Origin of the sequence: Crossiella sp. S99.2, from assembly GCF_023094165.1 — a bacterium.
Lineage (GTDB): Bacteria > Actinomycetota > Actinomycetes > Mycobacteriales > Pseudonocardiaceae > Crossiella.
This window is the reverse complement of the sequence record NZ_JALMDK010000002.1, coordinates 651,629-667,065: the sequence shown is the minus strand read 5'-3', so window position 1 is coordinate 667,065 and position 15,437 is coordinate 651,629. Positions and strand designations below refer to the sequence as shown.

General features: G+C 71.0%; 18 protein-coding genes. 8 read left to right on the top strand and 10 right to left on the bottom strand.

The features are described 5' to 3' along the window. Positions 1-8: 8 nt before the first annotated feature. The 5 genes from MZC64_RS09650 to MZC64_RS09630 form a co-directional block, all read right to left on the bottom strand. Positions 9-1,433, bottom strand: a complete 1,425-nt coding sequence (locus MZC64_RS09650) for a HAMP domain-containing sensor histidine kinase (protein WP_247763376.1) — start codon at positions 1,431-1,433, stop codon at positions 9-11. A 47-nt stretch (positions 1,434-1,480) separates the two neighbouring features. Then, on the bottom strand, positions 1,481-2,176 hold the full coding sequence (locus MZC64_RS09645; RefSeq protein WP_247762949.1) for a response regulator transcription factor: 696 nt from the start codon (positions 2,174-2,176) through the stop codon (positions 1,481-1,483). Between the two features lie 64 nt (positions 2,177-2,240). Then, positions 2,241-2,846, bottom strand: coding sequence for a TRIC cation channel family protein (locus MZC64_RS09640; RefSeq protein WP_247762947.1), 606 nt, complete (start codon positions 2,844-2,846; stop codon positions 2,241-2,243). A gap of 22 nt (positions 2,847-2,868) precedes the next feature. Then, complete coding sequence (gene eis / locus MZC64_RS48575; protein WP_247797696.1) at positions 2,869-4,011, bottom strand: enhanced intracellular survival protein Eis; 1,143 nt, start codon at positions 4,009-4,011, stop codon at positions 2,869-2,871. 18 nt (positions 4,012-4,029) lie between these two features. Further along, a complete protein-coding gene (locus MZC64_RS09630; protein WP_247762933.1) occupies positions 4,030-4,887 on the bottom strand; it encodes a 3-hydroxyacyl-CoA dehydrogenase family protein in 858 nt (285 codons plus the stop codon). 175 nt (positions 4,888-5,062) lie between these two features. Here MZC64_RS09630 and MZC64_RS09625 point away from each other — a divergent pair, with 175 nt between their 5' ends. Next, positions 5,063-5,743 carry a phosphoglycerate mutase family protein gene (locus MZC64_RS09625; RefSeq protein WP_247762932.1) on the top strand — a complete coding sequence of 227 codons (681 nt, stop codon included), beginning with the start codon at positions 5,063-5,065 and terminating at the stop codon, positions 5,741-5,743. 38 nt (positions 5,744-5,781) lie between these two features. Here MZC64_RS09625 and rpmF read toward each other — a convergent pair whose 3' ends face one another. Genes rpmF through mrf form a run of 3 tightly spaced genes read right to left on the bottom strand, consistent with a single transcriptional unit; the run spans position 5,782 to position 7,464 of the window. Next, positions 5,782-5,937 (bottom strand): 50S ribosomal protein L32, encoded by a 156-nt coding sequence (gene rpmF / locus MZC64_RS09620; protein ID WP_185001558.1) that lies wholly within the window; start codon positions 5,935-5,937, stop codon positions 5,782-5,784. 1 nt (position 5,938) lies between these two features. After that, positions 5,939-6,205, bottom strand: a complete 267-nt coding sequence (locus tag MZC64_RS09615) for a type B 50S ribosomal protein L31 (RefSeq protein ID WP_247762930.1) — start codon at positions 6,203-6,205, stop codon at positions 5,939-5,941. Next, positions 6,202-7,464, bottom strand: coding sequence for a ribosome hibernation factor-recruiting GTPase MRF (mrf, locus tag MZC64_RS09610; RefSeq protein WP_247762928.1), 1,263 nt, complete (start codon positions 7,462-7,464; stop codon positions 6,202-6,204). The genes MZC64_RS09615 and mrf overlap by 4 nt, the downstream gene beginning before the upstream one ends. A gap of 110 nt (positions 7,465-7,574) precedes the next feature. On the opposite strand from mrf, the gene rpmB reads away from it, so the two are divergent. Genes rpmB through rpsR form a run of 4 tightly spaced genes read left to right on the top strand, consistent with a single transcriptional unit; the run spans position 7,575 to position 8,540 of the window. Further along, on the top strand, positions 7,575-7,811 hold the full coding sequence (gene rpmB, locus MZC64_RS09605) for a 50S ribosomal protein L28 (RefSeq protein WP_247762926.1): 237 nt from the start codon (positions 7,575-7,577) through the stop codon (positions 7,809-7,811). After that, on the top strand, positions 7,811-7,975 hold the full coding sequence (rpmG, locus tag MZC64_RS09600; protein ID WP_247762923.1) for a 50S ribosomal protein L33: 165 nt from the start codon (positions 7,811-7,813) through the stop codon (positions 7,973-7,975). Before rpmB ends, rpmG begins: the two co-directional genes overlap by 1 nt. Then, the gene (rpsN, locus tag MZC64_RS09595) at positions 7,975-8,280 is read left to right on the top strand and encodes a 30S ribosomal protein S14 (protein WP_247762920.1); all 306 of its coding nucleotides are present in this window, start codon (positions 7,975-7,977) and stop codon (positions 8,278-8,280) included. Before rpmG ends, rpsN begins: the two co-directional genes overlap by 1 nt. An 11-nt stretch (positions 8,281-8,291) precedes the next feature. Next, the gene (gene rpsR, locus MZC64_RS09590) at positions 8,292-8,540 is read left to right on the top strand and encodes a 30S ribosomal protein S18 (RefSeq protein WP_185001553.1); all 249 of its coding nucleotides are present in this window, start codon (positions 8,292-8,294) and stop codon (positions 8,538-8,540) included. On the opposite strand, the gene MZC64_RS09585 is transcribed toward rpsR, so the two are convergent. Further along, positions 8,479-8,982, bottom strand: coding sequence for a hypothetical protein (locus MZC64_RS09585; RefSeq protein ID WP_247762917.1), 504 nt, complete (start codon positions 8,980-8,982; stop codon positions 8,479-8,481). The two genes, rpsR and MZC64_RS09585, sit on opposite strands and share 62 nt — an antisense overlap. A gap of 66 nt (positions 8,983-9,048) precedes the next feature. On the opposite strand from MZC64_RS09585, the gene bluB reads away from it, so the two are divergent. Then, positions 9,049-9,726, top strand: coding sequence for a 5,6-dimethylbenzimidazole synthase (gene bluB, locus MZC64_RS09580; protein WP_247762915.1), 678 nt, complete (start codon positions 9,049-9,051; stop codon positions 9,724-9,726). Positions 9,727-9,792: 66 nt separating this feature from the next. Then, on the top strand, positions 9,793-11,286 hold the full coding sequence (locus MZC64_RS09575; protein ID WP_247762912.1) for a GGDEF domain-containing protein: 1,494 nt from the start codon (positions 9,793-9,795) through the stop codon (positions 11,284-11,286). An 82-nt stretch (positions 11,287-11,368) separates the two neighbouring features. Here the strand turns inward: MZC64_RS09575 and MZC64_RS09570 are convergent, their stop codons facing one another. After that, positions 11,369-12,016, bottom strand: a complete 648-nt coding sequence (locus MZC64_RS09570) for a response regulator transcription factor (protein WP_086780697.1) — start codon at positions 12,014-12,016, stop codon at positions 11,369-11,371. 270 nt (positions 12,017-12,286) lie between these two features. On the opposite strand from MZC64_RS09570, the gene MZC64_RS09565 reads away from it, so the two are divergent. Continuing rightward, positions 12,287-15,415, top strand: a complete 3,129-nt coding sequence (locus MZC64_RS09565) for a penicillin acylase family protein (RefSeq protein WP_247762910.1) — start codon at positions 12,287-12,289, stop codon at positions 15,413-15,415. Positions 15,416-15,437: the final 22 nt, after the last annotated feature.

Here is a 15,437-nt window from a genome sequence, read left to right as displayed (position 1 = left end):
CTGGCTGGTCAGTGCTGCGGCTGCCCCGGTTCCGGGAACCCGTCCGAGTGGAAGGTCTCCGACGGATTTCCCGGCAGCCACAACGACATCAGCGCGCCGCCCTCGGGCGAGCGGCCCGCGGTGACGGTGCCGCCGTGCCGTTGCGCCACCTGCTTCACGATCGCCAGCCCCAGCCCGGAGCCGGGCAGGGTGCGTGCCTCGGTGGAGCGGTAGAAGCGCTCGAAGACGTGCGGCAGGTCGGACTCGGCGATGCCGGGACCGCTGTCGGCCACCTCCAGCACCACCGCCTGGGCGCCGGCCTGGCGCAGTTCCACCCGCACCCTGCCGTCCGGCGGGCTCCACTTGACCGCGTTGTCCAGCAGGTTCATCACCGCCCGCTCCAGCGCGTTGGCGTCCCCGACCAGGGTCCACGGCCGCAACCGGATGTCCAGGCTGACCCCGGGCGCGCGGCGGCGGGCCCGGTCCAGCGCCCGTTCCACCACGTCGACCAGCTCGACCGACTCGTGCACCACCAGCGGCGCGTCGTCGCGGGCCAGTTCGACCAGGTCGCCGATCAGGGTGGTCAGCTCCTCGATCTGCGCGCGCACATCGGCGTAGATCTCGACCCGGTCCTCATCGGAGAGCCGGTACTTGGCGTCGGCCTGCTGGGAGGCGACCAGCAGTTCCAGGTTGGTGCGCAAGGAGGTCAGCGGGGTGCGCAGCTCGTGCCCGGCGTCGGCGACGAGTCTGCGCTGGCGTTCCTGGGAGTCGGCCAGCGCGCCGAGCATGGCGTTGAAGCTGTTGGTCAGCCTGGCCAGCTCGTCGTCCTCGCTGGTGACCGGGATCGGTTGCAGGTCACCGGTTCTGGCCACGTGCTCGGCGGCCTTGGTGAGCCGTTGCACCGGCCGGATCGCGGTCCGCGCCACGGCCAGCCCACCGGCGGCGGCCAGCACGATGCCCGCGCCACCGACCGCGAACAGCACCCAGGCCAGCCGACCCAGGGTGTCCCTGGTCGGCTTGAGCGGCTGGGCCACCACCAGCGCGGCGTTGCGGTACACCGGCACCGCGATCACCCGCTGATCGCTGCGCGCGTCGGTCCGGCTGGAATGGTCCAGGTGCCCGCTGATCACCGAGATCTCGTCCGGCCCGACCGGGACCGGCGGCGAGTTGAGCGGCGAGGTCACCTTGACCCGCCCGTCCGGCAGCGTCTCGGCCAGCCCGACCCGCAGGTCGATCGCGTCGAAGATGGCCGCGGACTGCCGCTCCAGCTCGATTCCCTGGCCGAGCGCGCTGTCCGCGATCACGTTGGCCCGGCTGAGCAACTGCTCGTCCAGCTCGCTGTACAGGCTGCGGTACACGGTGAAGTAGGCGGCCACGGACACCAGGGCGACCGCGGTGCCCACGCCGATCGCGGCGAAGAGGGTGAGCCGGTTCTGCAGGGTGACCCGCTGCATGCGGGGCTGGTGCGCGTCACGGCCGACGCGCACGGTGGGCACTTCGCTCACGGAGGCGTCTCCCGGAGTACGTAGCCGACCCCGCGCACCGTGTGCAGCAGGCGGGGTTCGCCGTTGGCCTCGGTTTTGCGGCGCAGGTAGCCGACGTAGACCTCAAGGGCGTTGCCCGAGGTGGGGAAGTCGTAGCCCCACACCTCCTCGAGGATCCGGCCCCTGGTCAGGACCTGTCTCGGGTGGTGCAGGAAGAGTTCGAGCAGGGAGAACTCGGTGCGGGTCAGGCTGATCGGCCGACCGGCCCGGTTGACGTCCCTGGTGCCGGGGTCCAGGTCCAGGTCGGCGAACTTGAGCGTGGCCAGCTGGGCGTTGGCGTTGTCCTGTTCCGGGCCGACCCGGCGCAGCAGCGCGCGCAGCCGGGCCAGCAGCTCCTCCAGGGCGAAGGGTTTGGGCAGGTAGTCGTCGGCGCCGGCGTCCAGGCCGGCGACCCGGTCGGAGACCGCGTCCCTGGCGGTGAGCACCAGGATGGGCAGGTCGTCGCCGGTGCCGCGCAGCCGCCTGCACACCTCCAGGCCGTCCACCCTGGGCATCATGACGTCCAGCACCATCGCGTCCGGCCGGTTGTGCCCCAGCACCTCCAGGGCCTGCTGACCGTCATTGGCCAGCTCCACCTGGTAGCCGTTGAACTGGAGGGACCGCCGCAACGACTCCCGAACGGCTCGGTCGTCGTCCACAACGAGGATGCGCATATCGGTAGTCTGACCGGTTTCCTTAAGAGCCGCCTGAGAGCACGCTGAACCCTGACCAGCAAAACTATCGTTCGCGCGGCCTAGGCGCGTCCCACCGACGCCAGAGCGCGAGCAGCCGGAGCCCGCAGATCAGCGCGGCGGCCACCACCGCGGTCGGGCCTGCGGGCAGGTTCAGCCGGTGGCCGATGGCGACCACGATCGCCCCGGTCAGCGCGGCCACCGCGTAGATCTCCTGGCGCAGCACGGTGGGGATCTCGCGCAGCAGCAGGTCGCGCAGGGCGCCGCCGCCGATGCCGGTGGTCATGCCGATCAGGCAGGCGGTGTACACCGGCACGCCCGCGGCCAGCGCGGTGGTGGTGCCGCCGGTGGTGAACAGGCCGAGGCCGACCGCGTCGGCCAGCAGCACGGCCCGGCGCAATTTGGCCACCTGTGGGTGGAAGACGAACACCAGCAGGCCGGTGGCCGCGGAGACCAGCAGGTAGGGCCAGGTGCGCAGGGCGGTGGGCGGGTGGATGCCGAGCAGCACGTCCCGGATGATCCCGCCGCCGAGCGCGGTGGTCATGGCGAGCACGACCACCCCGAACACGTCGAGCCGGGCCCGCACCGCGGCCAGCGCCCCGGAGGCGGCGAAGACCGCGATGCCGACGAGTTCGAGGACGGTCAGCAGCACCAGCGGATCTTAGGCAGCCAGCTCAGAAATAGTCGGCCATCCTGGCCGTGCCCGGTGCGCCTACCAGCAGGTCCAGCAGTGCGGTGTGTTCGGGATCGCCCCGCAGCAGGCCCGCCCGGCGGAGTCCGGCGGTACTGGCCGAGCCGGAGTACCAGGCGCCGAGGCCGCGGGCGGTGAGCTGGACCGCGCCGGTGCCGCCGGGTTCCACCGCGACCTCGCCGTTCTTGACGATCAGCCGCTGCCGCCCGGCCTGCCAGGGCGCGTGCCGGTCCTCGATCTCCAGGTCCACGGTGTGATCGTCGAGGTAGGGCGCGGTCGGCCAGCCGCGGGCGGCCACCGCGGCGGGCAGGTCGACCACCCGGAGCAGCCACGGCTGGGTGCGTTTCCGGCCGTCCAGGCCGGACCACTCCAGCACGCCGAGCAGGGTCTCGTCGGCGATGTGCAACTTCACCCGGTCGAGCAGCCCGGTCCAGGAGCCGATCGAGTCGAGCAGGCCGAGGGCGACCTCGGGGGTGTCCGCGACCAGCTCCCAGACCTCCAGGACCCGCTGCTCGCGGTTGGGCTGGGCGAGCAGGTAGCCGCCGTCGGTGACCAGCGAGGCGTCGGCGTCGAGCAGCTGCCTGGCGCGAAAGGACCTGGTGCGGCGGTCGAGCATGCCGTCCACGGTCTGGGCCATCCGGTGGTAGCAGTCCTGCATGGCCGGGACGTCGGCTTCGGTGGCCGCGCGCAGTTCGATCGCGCTACGGCGGCCTTGGAAAGCGTGCACGGGCAGGTCGATGGACTCCAGCACGCCGCCGCGTTCCCAGCCGCGGCCGCGGTAGAGCGCGGGCACGGTCGGGTACAGCGCGCTGATCGGCTGCCCGTCGGCGCGCATCGTGGCAAGGATGGTGTCCAGCAGCGCGCTGCCCACGCCCTTGCCGCGGGCCTGCGGGGCGACCGCGACGCTGGCGATGCCGCCCATCGGCACCGCCCGCCCGCCGAAGAACTGCCGGTACGGCCGGATCATGGCGAAGCCGGTGCGCTCGCCGCCGGTCTCGGCGACGAATCCGCGCCAGGTGGTTTCCCCGCGCCACAGCTCGGGTGTCTCCTTGGGCCCGCCGAAGGGCACCCCGCGCAGCCGCCAGGCCGCGTCCGCGTCGCTGGACCGGTAGTCCCTAACCGTCACATCTCCCACAGGGAGAGCCTAAGCATCGGGCCAATCGAAAAAGCCCTTGCCGGACTTGCGGCCCAGCTCACCGCGGGCGACCTTGTCCCGCAGCAGCCGGGGCGGCTCGAACCGGGAGCCGAGGGTGGCGGCCAAGTGCTCGGCGATGGCCAGTCGAACATCCAGGCCGACCAGGTCGGTGAGCTTGAGCGGGCCCATCGGCCAGCGGTAGCCCAGGGTCATGCCGGTGTCGATGTCCTCGGCACTGGCCACGCCCTCTTCCAGCATCCGGATGGCCTCCAGGCCAACCGCGACGCCAAGGCGGGAAGTGGCGAAGCCCGGCGAGTCGTTGACCACGATCACCGTCTTGCCCAGTGCCTCGGCCCAGTCCTTCGCCCTGGTCAAGTTGGCCTCGGCCAGCTCGGCGTGGGTGACCAGCTCGACCAGTTTCTGCGCTGGCACCGGGTTGAAGAAGTGCATGCCCAGGGTGCGGTCGGCGGCGGGTCCGGCGGCGATCTGGGAGATCGACAGCGAGGAGGTGTTCGAGGCGAGCACGGCGTTCGGGCAGGCGGTCGCGGCGGCGGCGAACACCTGCCGCTTGAGGTCGACCCGCTCGGGCACGGCCTCCACGATCAGCTCGGTGTCCGGGCTCAGCCGGGCCAGGTCGTCAGCGGTGCTCAGCAGCCCGGCACAGGACTCCGCGGTCACGCCCTCGGGCAGTTTGCCGCGCTCCTGTGCCTTGCTCAGGGAGGCGGTCACGGTCTCGCGGGCGGTGGCGCACCGGTCGGCGTCCGCCTCGACCACGGTCACCTGCGCGCCCGCCACGAGCAGCACGTGTGCGATGCCCGCGCCCATGGTGCCGCCGCCGATGACCACGGCCCGCTTCGGCGCGGTCATGATCCGGACCCGGCAATGCACTCGATCATGTGACACTCCCGTCCATTATCTAGCTCGGACTGTAACAGCGAGCATCCGTTGGAGTGCGGGCCGATCGGGTGCTTGACCACCTCGAAGGGCCCGGTTTCCTGATGTTCGACCGGTTGGAGTAGTGGAAACCAGGCACGATGGTGTTGTGCGGATCATTCTGTTGCGGCACGGCGAGAGCCTCGGCAACGTCGACGAGATGGCGTACTGCCGGGTGCCCGACCATGCCCTCCCGCTGACCAAACGCGGCCAGGAGCAGGCCAGGGCAGCGCGGACCGCGGTGCGCGCCGCGCTGGGCCCCGGCCCGGTCGCGGTGTACGTCAGCCCGTACCTGCGCACCCAGCAAACCCTGCGCGGACTGGACCTGGGCGAGGTGTTCGAGCGGGTGGTGCACGAGCCACGGCTGCGCGAGCAGGACTGGGGCAACCTGCAGGACCCGATCGAACAGGAGCGGCAGAAGCAGGCGCGGCACGCCTTCGGGCACTTCTTCTTCCGGCTGGCCCACGGCGAGTCCGGCGCGGACGTGGACGACCGGGTGGCCGGGTTCATGTCGGACCTGGAACGCCGGATGGAGACCGAGCCCTCGCACCCGCGCACGGTGCTGATCGTCTCGCACGGCCTGACCCTGCGCCTGCTGGTGCGGCGGCTGTGCATGTGGAGCATCGAGTTGTTCGAGTCGCTGTCCAACCCTCGGCACTGCGAGCACCGGATCCTGCACAAGGGCCCGGACGGCCGGTGGAGCCTGGACCGCCCGTTCGAGCAGTGGCGGGACTCCCCGGACGGCGCGGTGCAGGTCGACGGCAACGGCGAGGTCGCCCGCCCGGCGTAGGGCGGCCCGCTCCGGTGCGAACCGGGGCGGGCCGCTCGTCAGGCCTGGCTGTGCGCCCAGCGGATCAGCCGCCGCGGCACCAGCATCTTCTTGCCCTTGACCACCACCGGCACCAGGTCGGGCGCCTCGGCCTTCCACTGCGCCCGCCGGCTGCGGGTGTTGCTACGGGACATCCTGCGCTTCGGGACAGCCATCTCAGTTGGTTCCCTTCCGGTTGGCCCGGTCGCCGTAGCGGCGGCGGAACTTCTCCACCCGGCCCTGGGTGTCCATCACCCTGGCGGCGCCGGTCCAGAACGGGTGCGAGTCCGCGGTGACGTCGACCAGCAGCAGCGGGTAGGTGTTGCCGTCGGTCCACTCGATGGTCCGGTTCGAGGTGGCCGTGGACCTGGTCAGGAAGCTCATCCCGGTGGAGGAGTCCTGGAAGACCACCGGGTGGTAGTCAGGGTGGATGCCCTTTTTCACGCTTCGTCCTTCTGGTTGCTGATGATCACATCGGTGGGGGCGCGGTCGTCGTCGCACGGGTCCTCGTGCCAGGAGCCGAACGGGTCGGCGTAGGCCAGCCAGGCGTCCTGTCCCTCGGCCAGTTCCTCGTCGGTGAGCAGCGCGGACTCCAGCGCCTCGGCGATCTCGGCAGGCACCGCGGTGTGCGAGAGCACCACGATGTCCTGGCCGCGGTCGCCGTAGTACGGGTCCCAGTTCAGGTCGGCCATGGCCCGACGGTCGGGGTCCACCCCGGACCAGTCGTCCAGCGCGGCCAGCCACGGTCCGGCGTGCCCGATCCGCAGGCCGCCGCCCGCGGTTTCCAGCCACAGCGCGACATCCGGCTGACTGGCCACCCACACCCGGCCCCTGGCCCGGACCACGCCGTCGAGCAGGAAGTCCAGTGCCTCGTGCAGCCGGTCCGGGTGGAACGGCCTGCGCTGGCTGAACACGGTGACCTGCACGCCCGACTCGGCCTCCAGTGGCGGCTGGCCGCGCAGCAGCGGGGAGTGCGCGTCGTCGATCTCGCCGCGCCGGGCGCCGGGCGGCACCAGGTCGAGTGCGGTCAGCGGGTCCAGGTCGGCCAGCCGGACGCGGGGCGCCAGCGGGGCCAGCCGGTCCAGCACCGCGTCGGTGCGGGACGCGGTCCAGGCGTCCGGGGCGCTGCCCGCGATGACCACCAGGTCGGCGAACTCGACCTGGCCGACCGCGACCTGGGCGATGGTGCGCTCGTCGTCGGCACTGGCGCCGAGGCCGCGTTCGCTCAGCTCGATGTCGCCGGTGGCGTCGGCGAACCAGGTGTCCGCGTCCACGACCGTGAGGACCGCGTCCAGGTAGACGACCTCGTCTTCCGAAGACCTGCTTGCAGGGTCGAGCGTCAATACGGTGCGGCCGTCGATCAGCACGTGCTGGAGCGCCCAGCAGACCGCCTCCGGCTCCAGCGCGCGGTCGCAGTGCAGCACGATCCGGCGCACATCCGGGGCCTGGGCCAAGCGCAGCACCAGTGGCAGCAGGTCCTCGCGCAGCGTGCAGGACACGCAGCCGTGCGCCAGTTCCAGGGTCTCGGCGGCGTCGAGCGTGCCGTGCCGCAGCCGCCGGACCACCACGCCGTGGGTCACCTCGCGCAGGTCGTGGTGCACCACCACGGTGCCCGGATCAGCCGCGAAGCGGTCAGCCACGGCGCTGGCATGTCCGGCCGCCAGGCCCGCGACCAGCACCAACGAGGTGCGGGGTGGCGTCACGTCATCCTCCAGTTGGGAACGATTTCCATCACCGACAAGCTCAGGCTACCCTCGGAGCGAGCTAAACGAAAATGGATGTCGTTCGCAACAAGATCGTGAAGGAGCCGCGCATGTCCGCCCGCTGCCAGGTGACCGGCCGAGAGCCGGGCTACGGCAAACAGGTCTCGCACTCGCATGTGCGGACCTCGCGCCGGTGGCTGCCCAACATCCAGCGCCGCCGCTACTGGCTGGCCAGTGAGGACCGGTGGATCAACCTGCGGGTCTCCGCCAAGGGCATCAAGACCATCGACAAGCGCGGCATCGAATCCGTGGTGGCCGAGCTGCGCCGCCGAGGGGAGAAGGTCTGATGGCCCGCAACGAACTCCGCCCGATCATCAAGCTCCGGTCCACCGCTGGCACCGGCTACACCTACGTGACCCGCAAGAACCGCCGCAACAACCCGGACCGGCTGGTGATCCGCAAGTTCGACCCGGTGCTGCGCAAGCACGTCGAGTTCAAGGAAGAGCGCTGATGGCCAAGAAATCCAAGATCGCCCGCGACCTGCAGCGGCGCGAGATCGTCAGCCGGTACGCGGAGAAAAGGGCCGAGCTGAAGGAGATCATCCGCTCGCCGAAGTCCAGCACCGAGCAGCAGGCCGCCGCGCTGGCCGCGCTGCAGAAGCTGCCCAGGAACGCCAGCCCGACCCGGCTGCGCAACCGGGACGTGGCCGACGGCCGCCCGCGCGGGTTCTTCCGCGCCTTCGGCATCTCCCGGCTGCGGCTGCGCGAGATGGCCCACCGCGGCGAACTGCCCGGCGTCCGCAAGTCGAGCTGGTGAGGAGAGCGACCATGGCCAAGTTCGAGCGCCGCCCCGGTCTCAAGCGCAAGCCGAACCTGTTGCTGCGCGAGGGAATCTTCCACGTGGACTGGAAGGACGTCGGTCTGCTGCGCAAGTTCCTCTCCGACCGCGGCAAGATCCGCTCCCGCCGGGTGACCGGGCTGACCCCGTCCCAGCAGCGCGAGGTGGCGACCGCGATCAAGAACGCGCGGGAGATGGCCCTGCTGCCCTACCCCGGACCGGCGAAGCCCGCGCGCTGAGCGAGGGGGCGGTGCGCACGGTCCTGGCCACCGCCCCCGCCACGCTCGCCAGCACCGCCACCACGACCAGCAGCGCGCCGGTCCACCTGGCGTGCTCGTCAAAACTCAGTTCGCCGAAGTGCCCGGCGACAAAACCGACGTGCAGCCCCCAGGACTGGGCCGCGACCAGCAACGCGCCCGGCACCGTGGTGAGCGCGGAGACCAGGGCGACCCCGGCGATCGCGACCAGCAGCGCGAGCGCGGGCCGGGCCGCGGCGAGCACCACGACCCCGGTGAGCGTGAACCCGACACCGAATCCGAGCCCGGAGCCCTGCGGACAGGCCAGCCGGGGCACTCGTGCGGTGTCCGGGGTGACCGGAACGAACAGCACACCCCAGTCCACCCCGGCACCAGAGGCGGCCGCGACCGCCGTCAACGCGATCTTGACGCTGGGTACCCGCACCTTTACGCGGTGTTGACCACCGGACCGCCGGGGTCGGGCCAACCGCGGTCAGGCAGGATCGGCCGGATGGACTCCCCCTTGGACACCCCATTGACGCTCGACCCTGCAAGCAGGTCGTCGGCCTTCTACGAGGTGCTGCACCGGCGGCGCGATGTGCGCGCGGAGTTCACCGGCGCACCGGTGGCGGAGCCGATCCTGCGCCGCATCCTCACCGCCGCGCACGCCGCGCCCAGCGTCGGGCTGAGTCAGCCCTGGGACTTCGTCGTGGTGCGCGATCGGGCGCTGCGCCGGGCCTTTCAGGAACACGTGCAGGCCGAACGCAGTGTCTTCGCGGCCGGCCTCGCGGGCGAGCAGGCCGAGACCTTCGCCCGGATCAAGGTCGAGGGGGTCATGGAGTCCAGCCTCGGCGTGGTGGTCAGTTACGACCCGGAACGCGGCGGGCCCGCCGTGCTCGGGCGGCACGCGATCGCCGACGCCGGCCTGTACTCGGTATGTCTGGCCATCCAGAACCTCTGGCTGGCGGCCACCGCCGAGGGCTGGGGCGTGGGCTGGGTCAGCTTCTACCGGGAGGAGTTCCTGCGCAGGTTGCTGAGCATTCCCGGCGGGGTCCGGCCGGTGGCCTGGCTCTGCCTCGGACCGGTGCGTGGACTCGCCCAGACGCCGGATCTGGAGCGGCACGGCTGGCGGAAGAGACTGCCGCTTGATGACGTTGTGCACCATGAACGGTACGGGCAGCGACGGTGACGGTAGCCTGTCGGGCAGGTCGTACCAGGTGGTGGAGGCCGAGGGCACGGTGAGCAGGACGATCCGGTGACGGGGGTCGATCTCCCGCGGCAGGAAGGCGACATCCCGCGGCAGGACCGCGAGGTGCGGATCCTGCTGGACTCAGGCCGGGTCGTGGAGGCCAACACCCTCTTCGACGACGTGGTGGTGCGTTCCCCCGCGGCCGAGGACGGCGACCGCTGGCGCCGGGCAACGGTGCTGGTCTACCGGGCCGTGGTGGCCTGGCGGCTGGGCCGGTTGCCGCTGGCCCTGGAGCTGGCCGCGGACGGCTGGACCGAGCTGGAGACCGATCAGCCCAAGGGCCCGGCCGCGGCGCAGACCATCGGCATGCTGGCCTACCTCCTAGAAGGCATCGGGCACCGCAGGGCCGGGCTGGACATGATGCGCCTGTCCGTCCAGGTGGCCCGCGACGCCGACGACCCGCACACCCTGGCGCACTGCCTGCAACGACTGGGCGCGGCGCTGAACTTCCGCGCGGTGGACGCCCCGCCGGAGGCATCCGGCCGGATCTTCGCCGAGGCCAGCGAACTGCTCAGGGAGGGCCTGCAGCTGGTCGGCTCGGGTTACGTGCACCGGGCGCTGCTGGGCTCCTACGCCCGCGCGCTGGCCGGGATCAACGAACTGGCCGCGGCCGAGCGCACCGCCCGCGCGGCCGAACGGCTGGCCACCGCGCACGAAGACCGCTGGGGCCTGGCCATGTGCCACTGGGTGCTGGCCACCATCCGGCACACCCAGAACCGGCTCACCGACGCACGCACCATGGCCAGCCGCGCGGTGGCCGAGGCGGAGAAGATCAACGACACCACGCTGCTGCTGCGGTTCTCCTTGGACCTGGCCAACATCTGCGCCGAACTCGGCGACTACGTGGGCGAGTCCGAGGCGTTGCGGCGCAGTGTGGCCTCCGGGCGCAAGGCGGTGGAGACCCTGCAGGAGGGGCTCGGCCAGGCCCTGGAACAGCGGCGGCTTGCGGTGCAGGCGCAGCGGCTGGCGATGGCCGCGCAGGAGGCCGCCGCCCGCGATCCGCTGACCGGCCTGTCCAACCGGCTCGGCCTGGAACGGGCCGCGCCGCTGCTGCTGGAGAGCACCGCGGCCAAGGGCCGGGTGCCCTGGCTGGTCCTGGTCGACGTGGACTGGTTCAAGGGCCTCAACGACGACGCCGGGCACGCCGCGGGCGATGTGGCGCTGCGCGAGATCGCCCAGCTGCTGCGCGCGGAATGCCGGGCCGACGACGTGGTCGCCCGCTGGGCCGGGGACGAGTTCGTGGTGCTGCTGGTGGACGCCACCGACGAATGGCAGGACGCCGGGCCCGCGGTGGCCGAGCGGATCCGGTCCGCGGTGGACTGCCACGACTGGTCGCTGGTGCTGGGCAGCACCCGGCGACCCACCGTGAGCATTGGCGTGGCGGCCGGCCCGGCCAACCTGGACGACCTCTTCGACGCCGCGGACGAGGCCCTCTACCGCGCCAAACGCCACGGCCGGAACCGCGTCGAGGTCCACCCACCCCTCATCCGCTCCACCTGACCGCACGAGTTGGCCCAACTGGTACGCCGAGTTGGCCCAACTTGCCGTACCAGTTGGGCCAACTCGGTGTGTGGGCTAACGATCAGGCGATCAGGCCACCGCGGTAGGCGACCAGCGCCGCCTGCACCCGGTTCACCGCGCCGATCTTGCCGAGCACCGAGGACACGTAGCCCTTCACGGTGGCCTCGGACAGGTGCAGCGCACTGCCGATCTCCGCGTTCGACATGCCCTGGCCGATCAGCGCGAGCACCTCGCGCTCACGTTCGGACAGGTTGCCGAGCAGGCTGCGGGCCGGTTCGGCGGCCCGTTCGCCGTGCGCGACCGCGGCCAGCACCCGGGCGGCCACGCCCGGGTCCAGCACCGCGCCGCCACGGGCGACATCGCGCACTGCCTTGACCAGCTGGGTCGGCTCGGTGTCCTTGAGCAGGAACCCGCTGGCGCCCAGCCGGAGCGCCTCGCTGACGTACTCGTCCATGTCGAACGTGGTCAGCATGGCCACCTTGGGCGGCTCGGGCAGCGAACGTAACCTGCGCAGCGCGGACAGGCCGTCTGTTGTGCGCATGCGGATGTCGAGCAGCACGACGTGCGGCCGCAGCTGACGGACCCGATCGACGACGAGCGAGCCGTCGTCGCATTCGCCGACGACCTCAATGTCGCCTGCGCGGGACAGGATCATGCGAAGTCCGGAGCGCACCAGGTCTTCATCATCGACCAGTAGCACCTTGATCACGGACGCCTCCCCGATTGGGCGTGACGTGGTCACGAGTAAGCGTGGGCGTGCAGTATTGCCTATCTATGTCACTTTGCGGTTATCCCATCACGTTCGAGACGTTTGCGCAGCATCCACTTAGGGAACCGGATCTCCACGCAGAGTTACCGAACGGGTGAGTAGAGCGCTCTCGCCAGCATTTTCGGATCATCCGAACGCACGAACGTGAACCTCTTTCACGAGAAGCTACTCGCCCGTAACGTGCGTCACAACCCACGAGGAGTGATGGCGATGCGACGAAGCCTGGGGCTGCTGCTCACCTCTGCGACCACCATCGCCCTGCTAGGGGCCCCGCCCGCGGTCGCGCAACCCACCGGCACCCGGGCCGCCGCGCCACCACCTGACTACTGCATCAGCCAGTGCGACGACATCCTGCCGCCCGGCCAGAACGGCAACGCCACCTTCGCCGAGCTGCTGCTGTTCAAGACCCTGGGCATCCGCCCGCCGCACTCCAGCGACCAGAAATCCCGCTACGAGAAGCTGGTCTGGGGCTACAGCGGCCTGACCAACGAGCAGCTCAACACCTACTTCAACGACGCCTCCTTCGGCGTGCCGCCCGACCAGGTGGCCAGCACCAGCTCACCGCGCCCGGACGTGACCATCGTGCGGGACAAGGCCACCGGCACCCCGCACATCACCGGGACCACCCGCTCCGGCGGCATGTTCGGCTCCGGCTTCGCCTCCGCGCAGGACCGGCTGTTCCTGATGGACGTGCTCCGGCACGTCGGCCGCGGCGAGGTCTCCTCCTTCGCCGGCGGCGCGATCGGCAACCGCGAGTTCGAGCAGCAGCAGTGGTCCATCGCGCCCTACACCGAGGCCGATCTGCAGGCCCAGTTCGACCGGCTGGACCAGCTCGGCCCGCGCGGCAAGCAGATGAAGCAGGACGTGCAGGACTACGTGGCCGGCATCAACCTCTACATCTCGCAGAGCAAGGCGGGCCGGTACTTCCCCGGTGAGTACGTGGCCATCGGCAAGGCCAACGCGATCACCAACGAGGGCGGGCCGGAACCCTGGAAGCCCACCGACATCGGCGCGATCGCCTCACTGGTCGGCGGCATCTTCGGCGCGGGCGGCGGCCAGGAGGTCATCTCCGCGGTGGCCCTGGTCGAGGCACGGGCCCGCTACGGCAAGGCCCAGGGTGACGCGGTCTGGTCGGCCTTCCGCGCGCAGAACGACCCGGAAGCCCCGGTGACCGTGCACAACGGCACCTCCTTCCCGTACGGCTCCAGCGATCCCGACGCCGCGGGCGTGGTGCTGCCCGACCGCGGTTCGGTGGTGCAGCAGCCGATCGTGCGCGATCCCACCGGCCCGGCCAGCAAGGACTCGCTGGCCCCCGCGCCGCCTGCCCAGCGCGGCATGTCCAACGCGCTGCTGGTCTCCGGCGCGCACACCGAGAGCGGCCACCCGGTGGCCGTGTTCGGCCCGCAGACCGGCTACTTCGCCCCACAGCTGCTGACCGTCCAGGAGATCCAGGCCCCCGGCATCAGCTCGCGCGGCGCCTCCTTCGCCGGACTCGGCCTGTACGTGCTGCTCGGCCGCGGCCAGGACTACGCGTGGAGCGCGACCACCGCCTCCCAGGACATCACCGACAGCTACGCGGTCGAGCTGTGCGAGCCCGGCGGCGGCGCGCCCACCCTGCAGTCGGCGCACTACCGCTTCCGCGGCGAATGCCTGGCGATCGAGGAGCTGACCAAGAAGAACGCCTGGAAGCCCAGCCTGGCCGACGCCACCCCTGCCGGGTCGTACACGCTGGTCACCCAGCGCACCAAGCTCGGCCTGATCTCCCACCGCGGCACCGTGGCCGGCAAGCCGGTGGCCTTCACCAAGCTGCGCTCGACCTACCTGCGCGAGGTCGAGTCCACCCTGGGCTTCCAGCTGTTCAACGACCCGGACGCGATCCGCTCGGCCGCGGATTTCCAGCGCGCGGCCAACCAGATCGGCTACGGCTTCAACTGGTTCTACGCCGACAGCAAGGACATCGCCTACTTCAACTCCGGCTTCAACCCGGTGCGCAAGCCCGGCCACGACCCGAACCTGCCGGTGCGCGCGGACACCGCGTATGAGTGGCAGGACTGGCGGCCCGCGGACAACCAGGCCAGGTACACCCCGTTCGAGCAGCACCCGCAGGTGGTCAACCAGGACTACCTGACCAGCTGGAACAACAAGCAGGCGCCCGGTTTCTCGGCCGCGGACGGCAACTTCAGCTTCGGCCCGGTGCACCGCTCGCAGCCCCTGGACGACCGGATCAAGCCGCTGCTGGACCGCGGTGAGAAGTTCACCAGGGCCAAGCTGACCAAGGCGATGGCGGACGCGTCCACAGTGGACCTGCGCGCGGACAAGGTGCTGCCGTTGCTGCTGCGGGTGCTCGACCAGGCCCCCATCACCGACCCGGCGCTGGCCACCGCGGTGGCCCAGCTGCGTGCCTGGCAGCGCGCGGGCGGGCATCGCACCACCGAGGGCGATCCGACCGCCTCCGGCAAGTACGTCTACCTGCACACCGAGGCGATCCGGGTGCTGGACGCCTGGTTCCCGCTGCTGGCCAAGGCGATGTTCGAGCCCGGCCTGGAACCCGCGCTGCACAAGGCTTTCCTGTCCGCGATGCGGGTGGACGAGCAGCCGGGGCACACCGGCTCGGCCTTCCAGTACGGCTGGTACGGCTACGTGCACAAGGATCTGCGCAAGGTGCTCGGCGACCCGGTCCAGGCGTGGACGCCGACCGCCTTCTGCGGCAACGGGAACGCCGCCGCCTGCCGCACCGCGCTGCTGGACTCGCTGCGCGTCGCGGTGAACACCCCGGCCACCACCACCTACCCCGGCGACGCCGACTGCAAGCCGGGCGACCAGTTCTGCCGGGACCAGATCATCCACCGGCCCACCGGCGGCATCACCCAGGACAAGACCCAGTGGCAGAACCGGCCCACCTACCAGCAGGTGATCGAGTTCCCGGCCCGCCGCAGCGAGCAGATCGGCAATCTGGCCCAGGCCAAGGCGATCAGCGCGTCCAGCCACGAGACCGGCATGTACCCGTCCCCGCCCGGCAAGGCGGTGGACGGCGACCGGACCACCCGGTGGGCCAGTGACTGGTCGGACAATCAGTCGCTGACCGTGGACCTCGGTTCGGTGCAGCAGGTGGCCAGGACGGTGCTGCGCTGGGAGTCCGCCTACGGCAAGGCTTACCGGATCGAGGTCTCCGCCGACGGGCAGCAGTGGCGGCCGGTCGCGACGGTGGCCGAGGGTGACGGCGGCGAGGACAACATCCCGTTCGCGGCCACCCAGGCACGATTCGTGCGGATGACCGGGATCAGCCGGGCCACCCGGTACGGCTACTCATTATTCGAAATTGAAGTTTACGCGCACTGAAAACCGAAATGTTCTGGAAAGC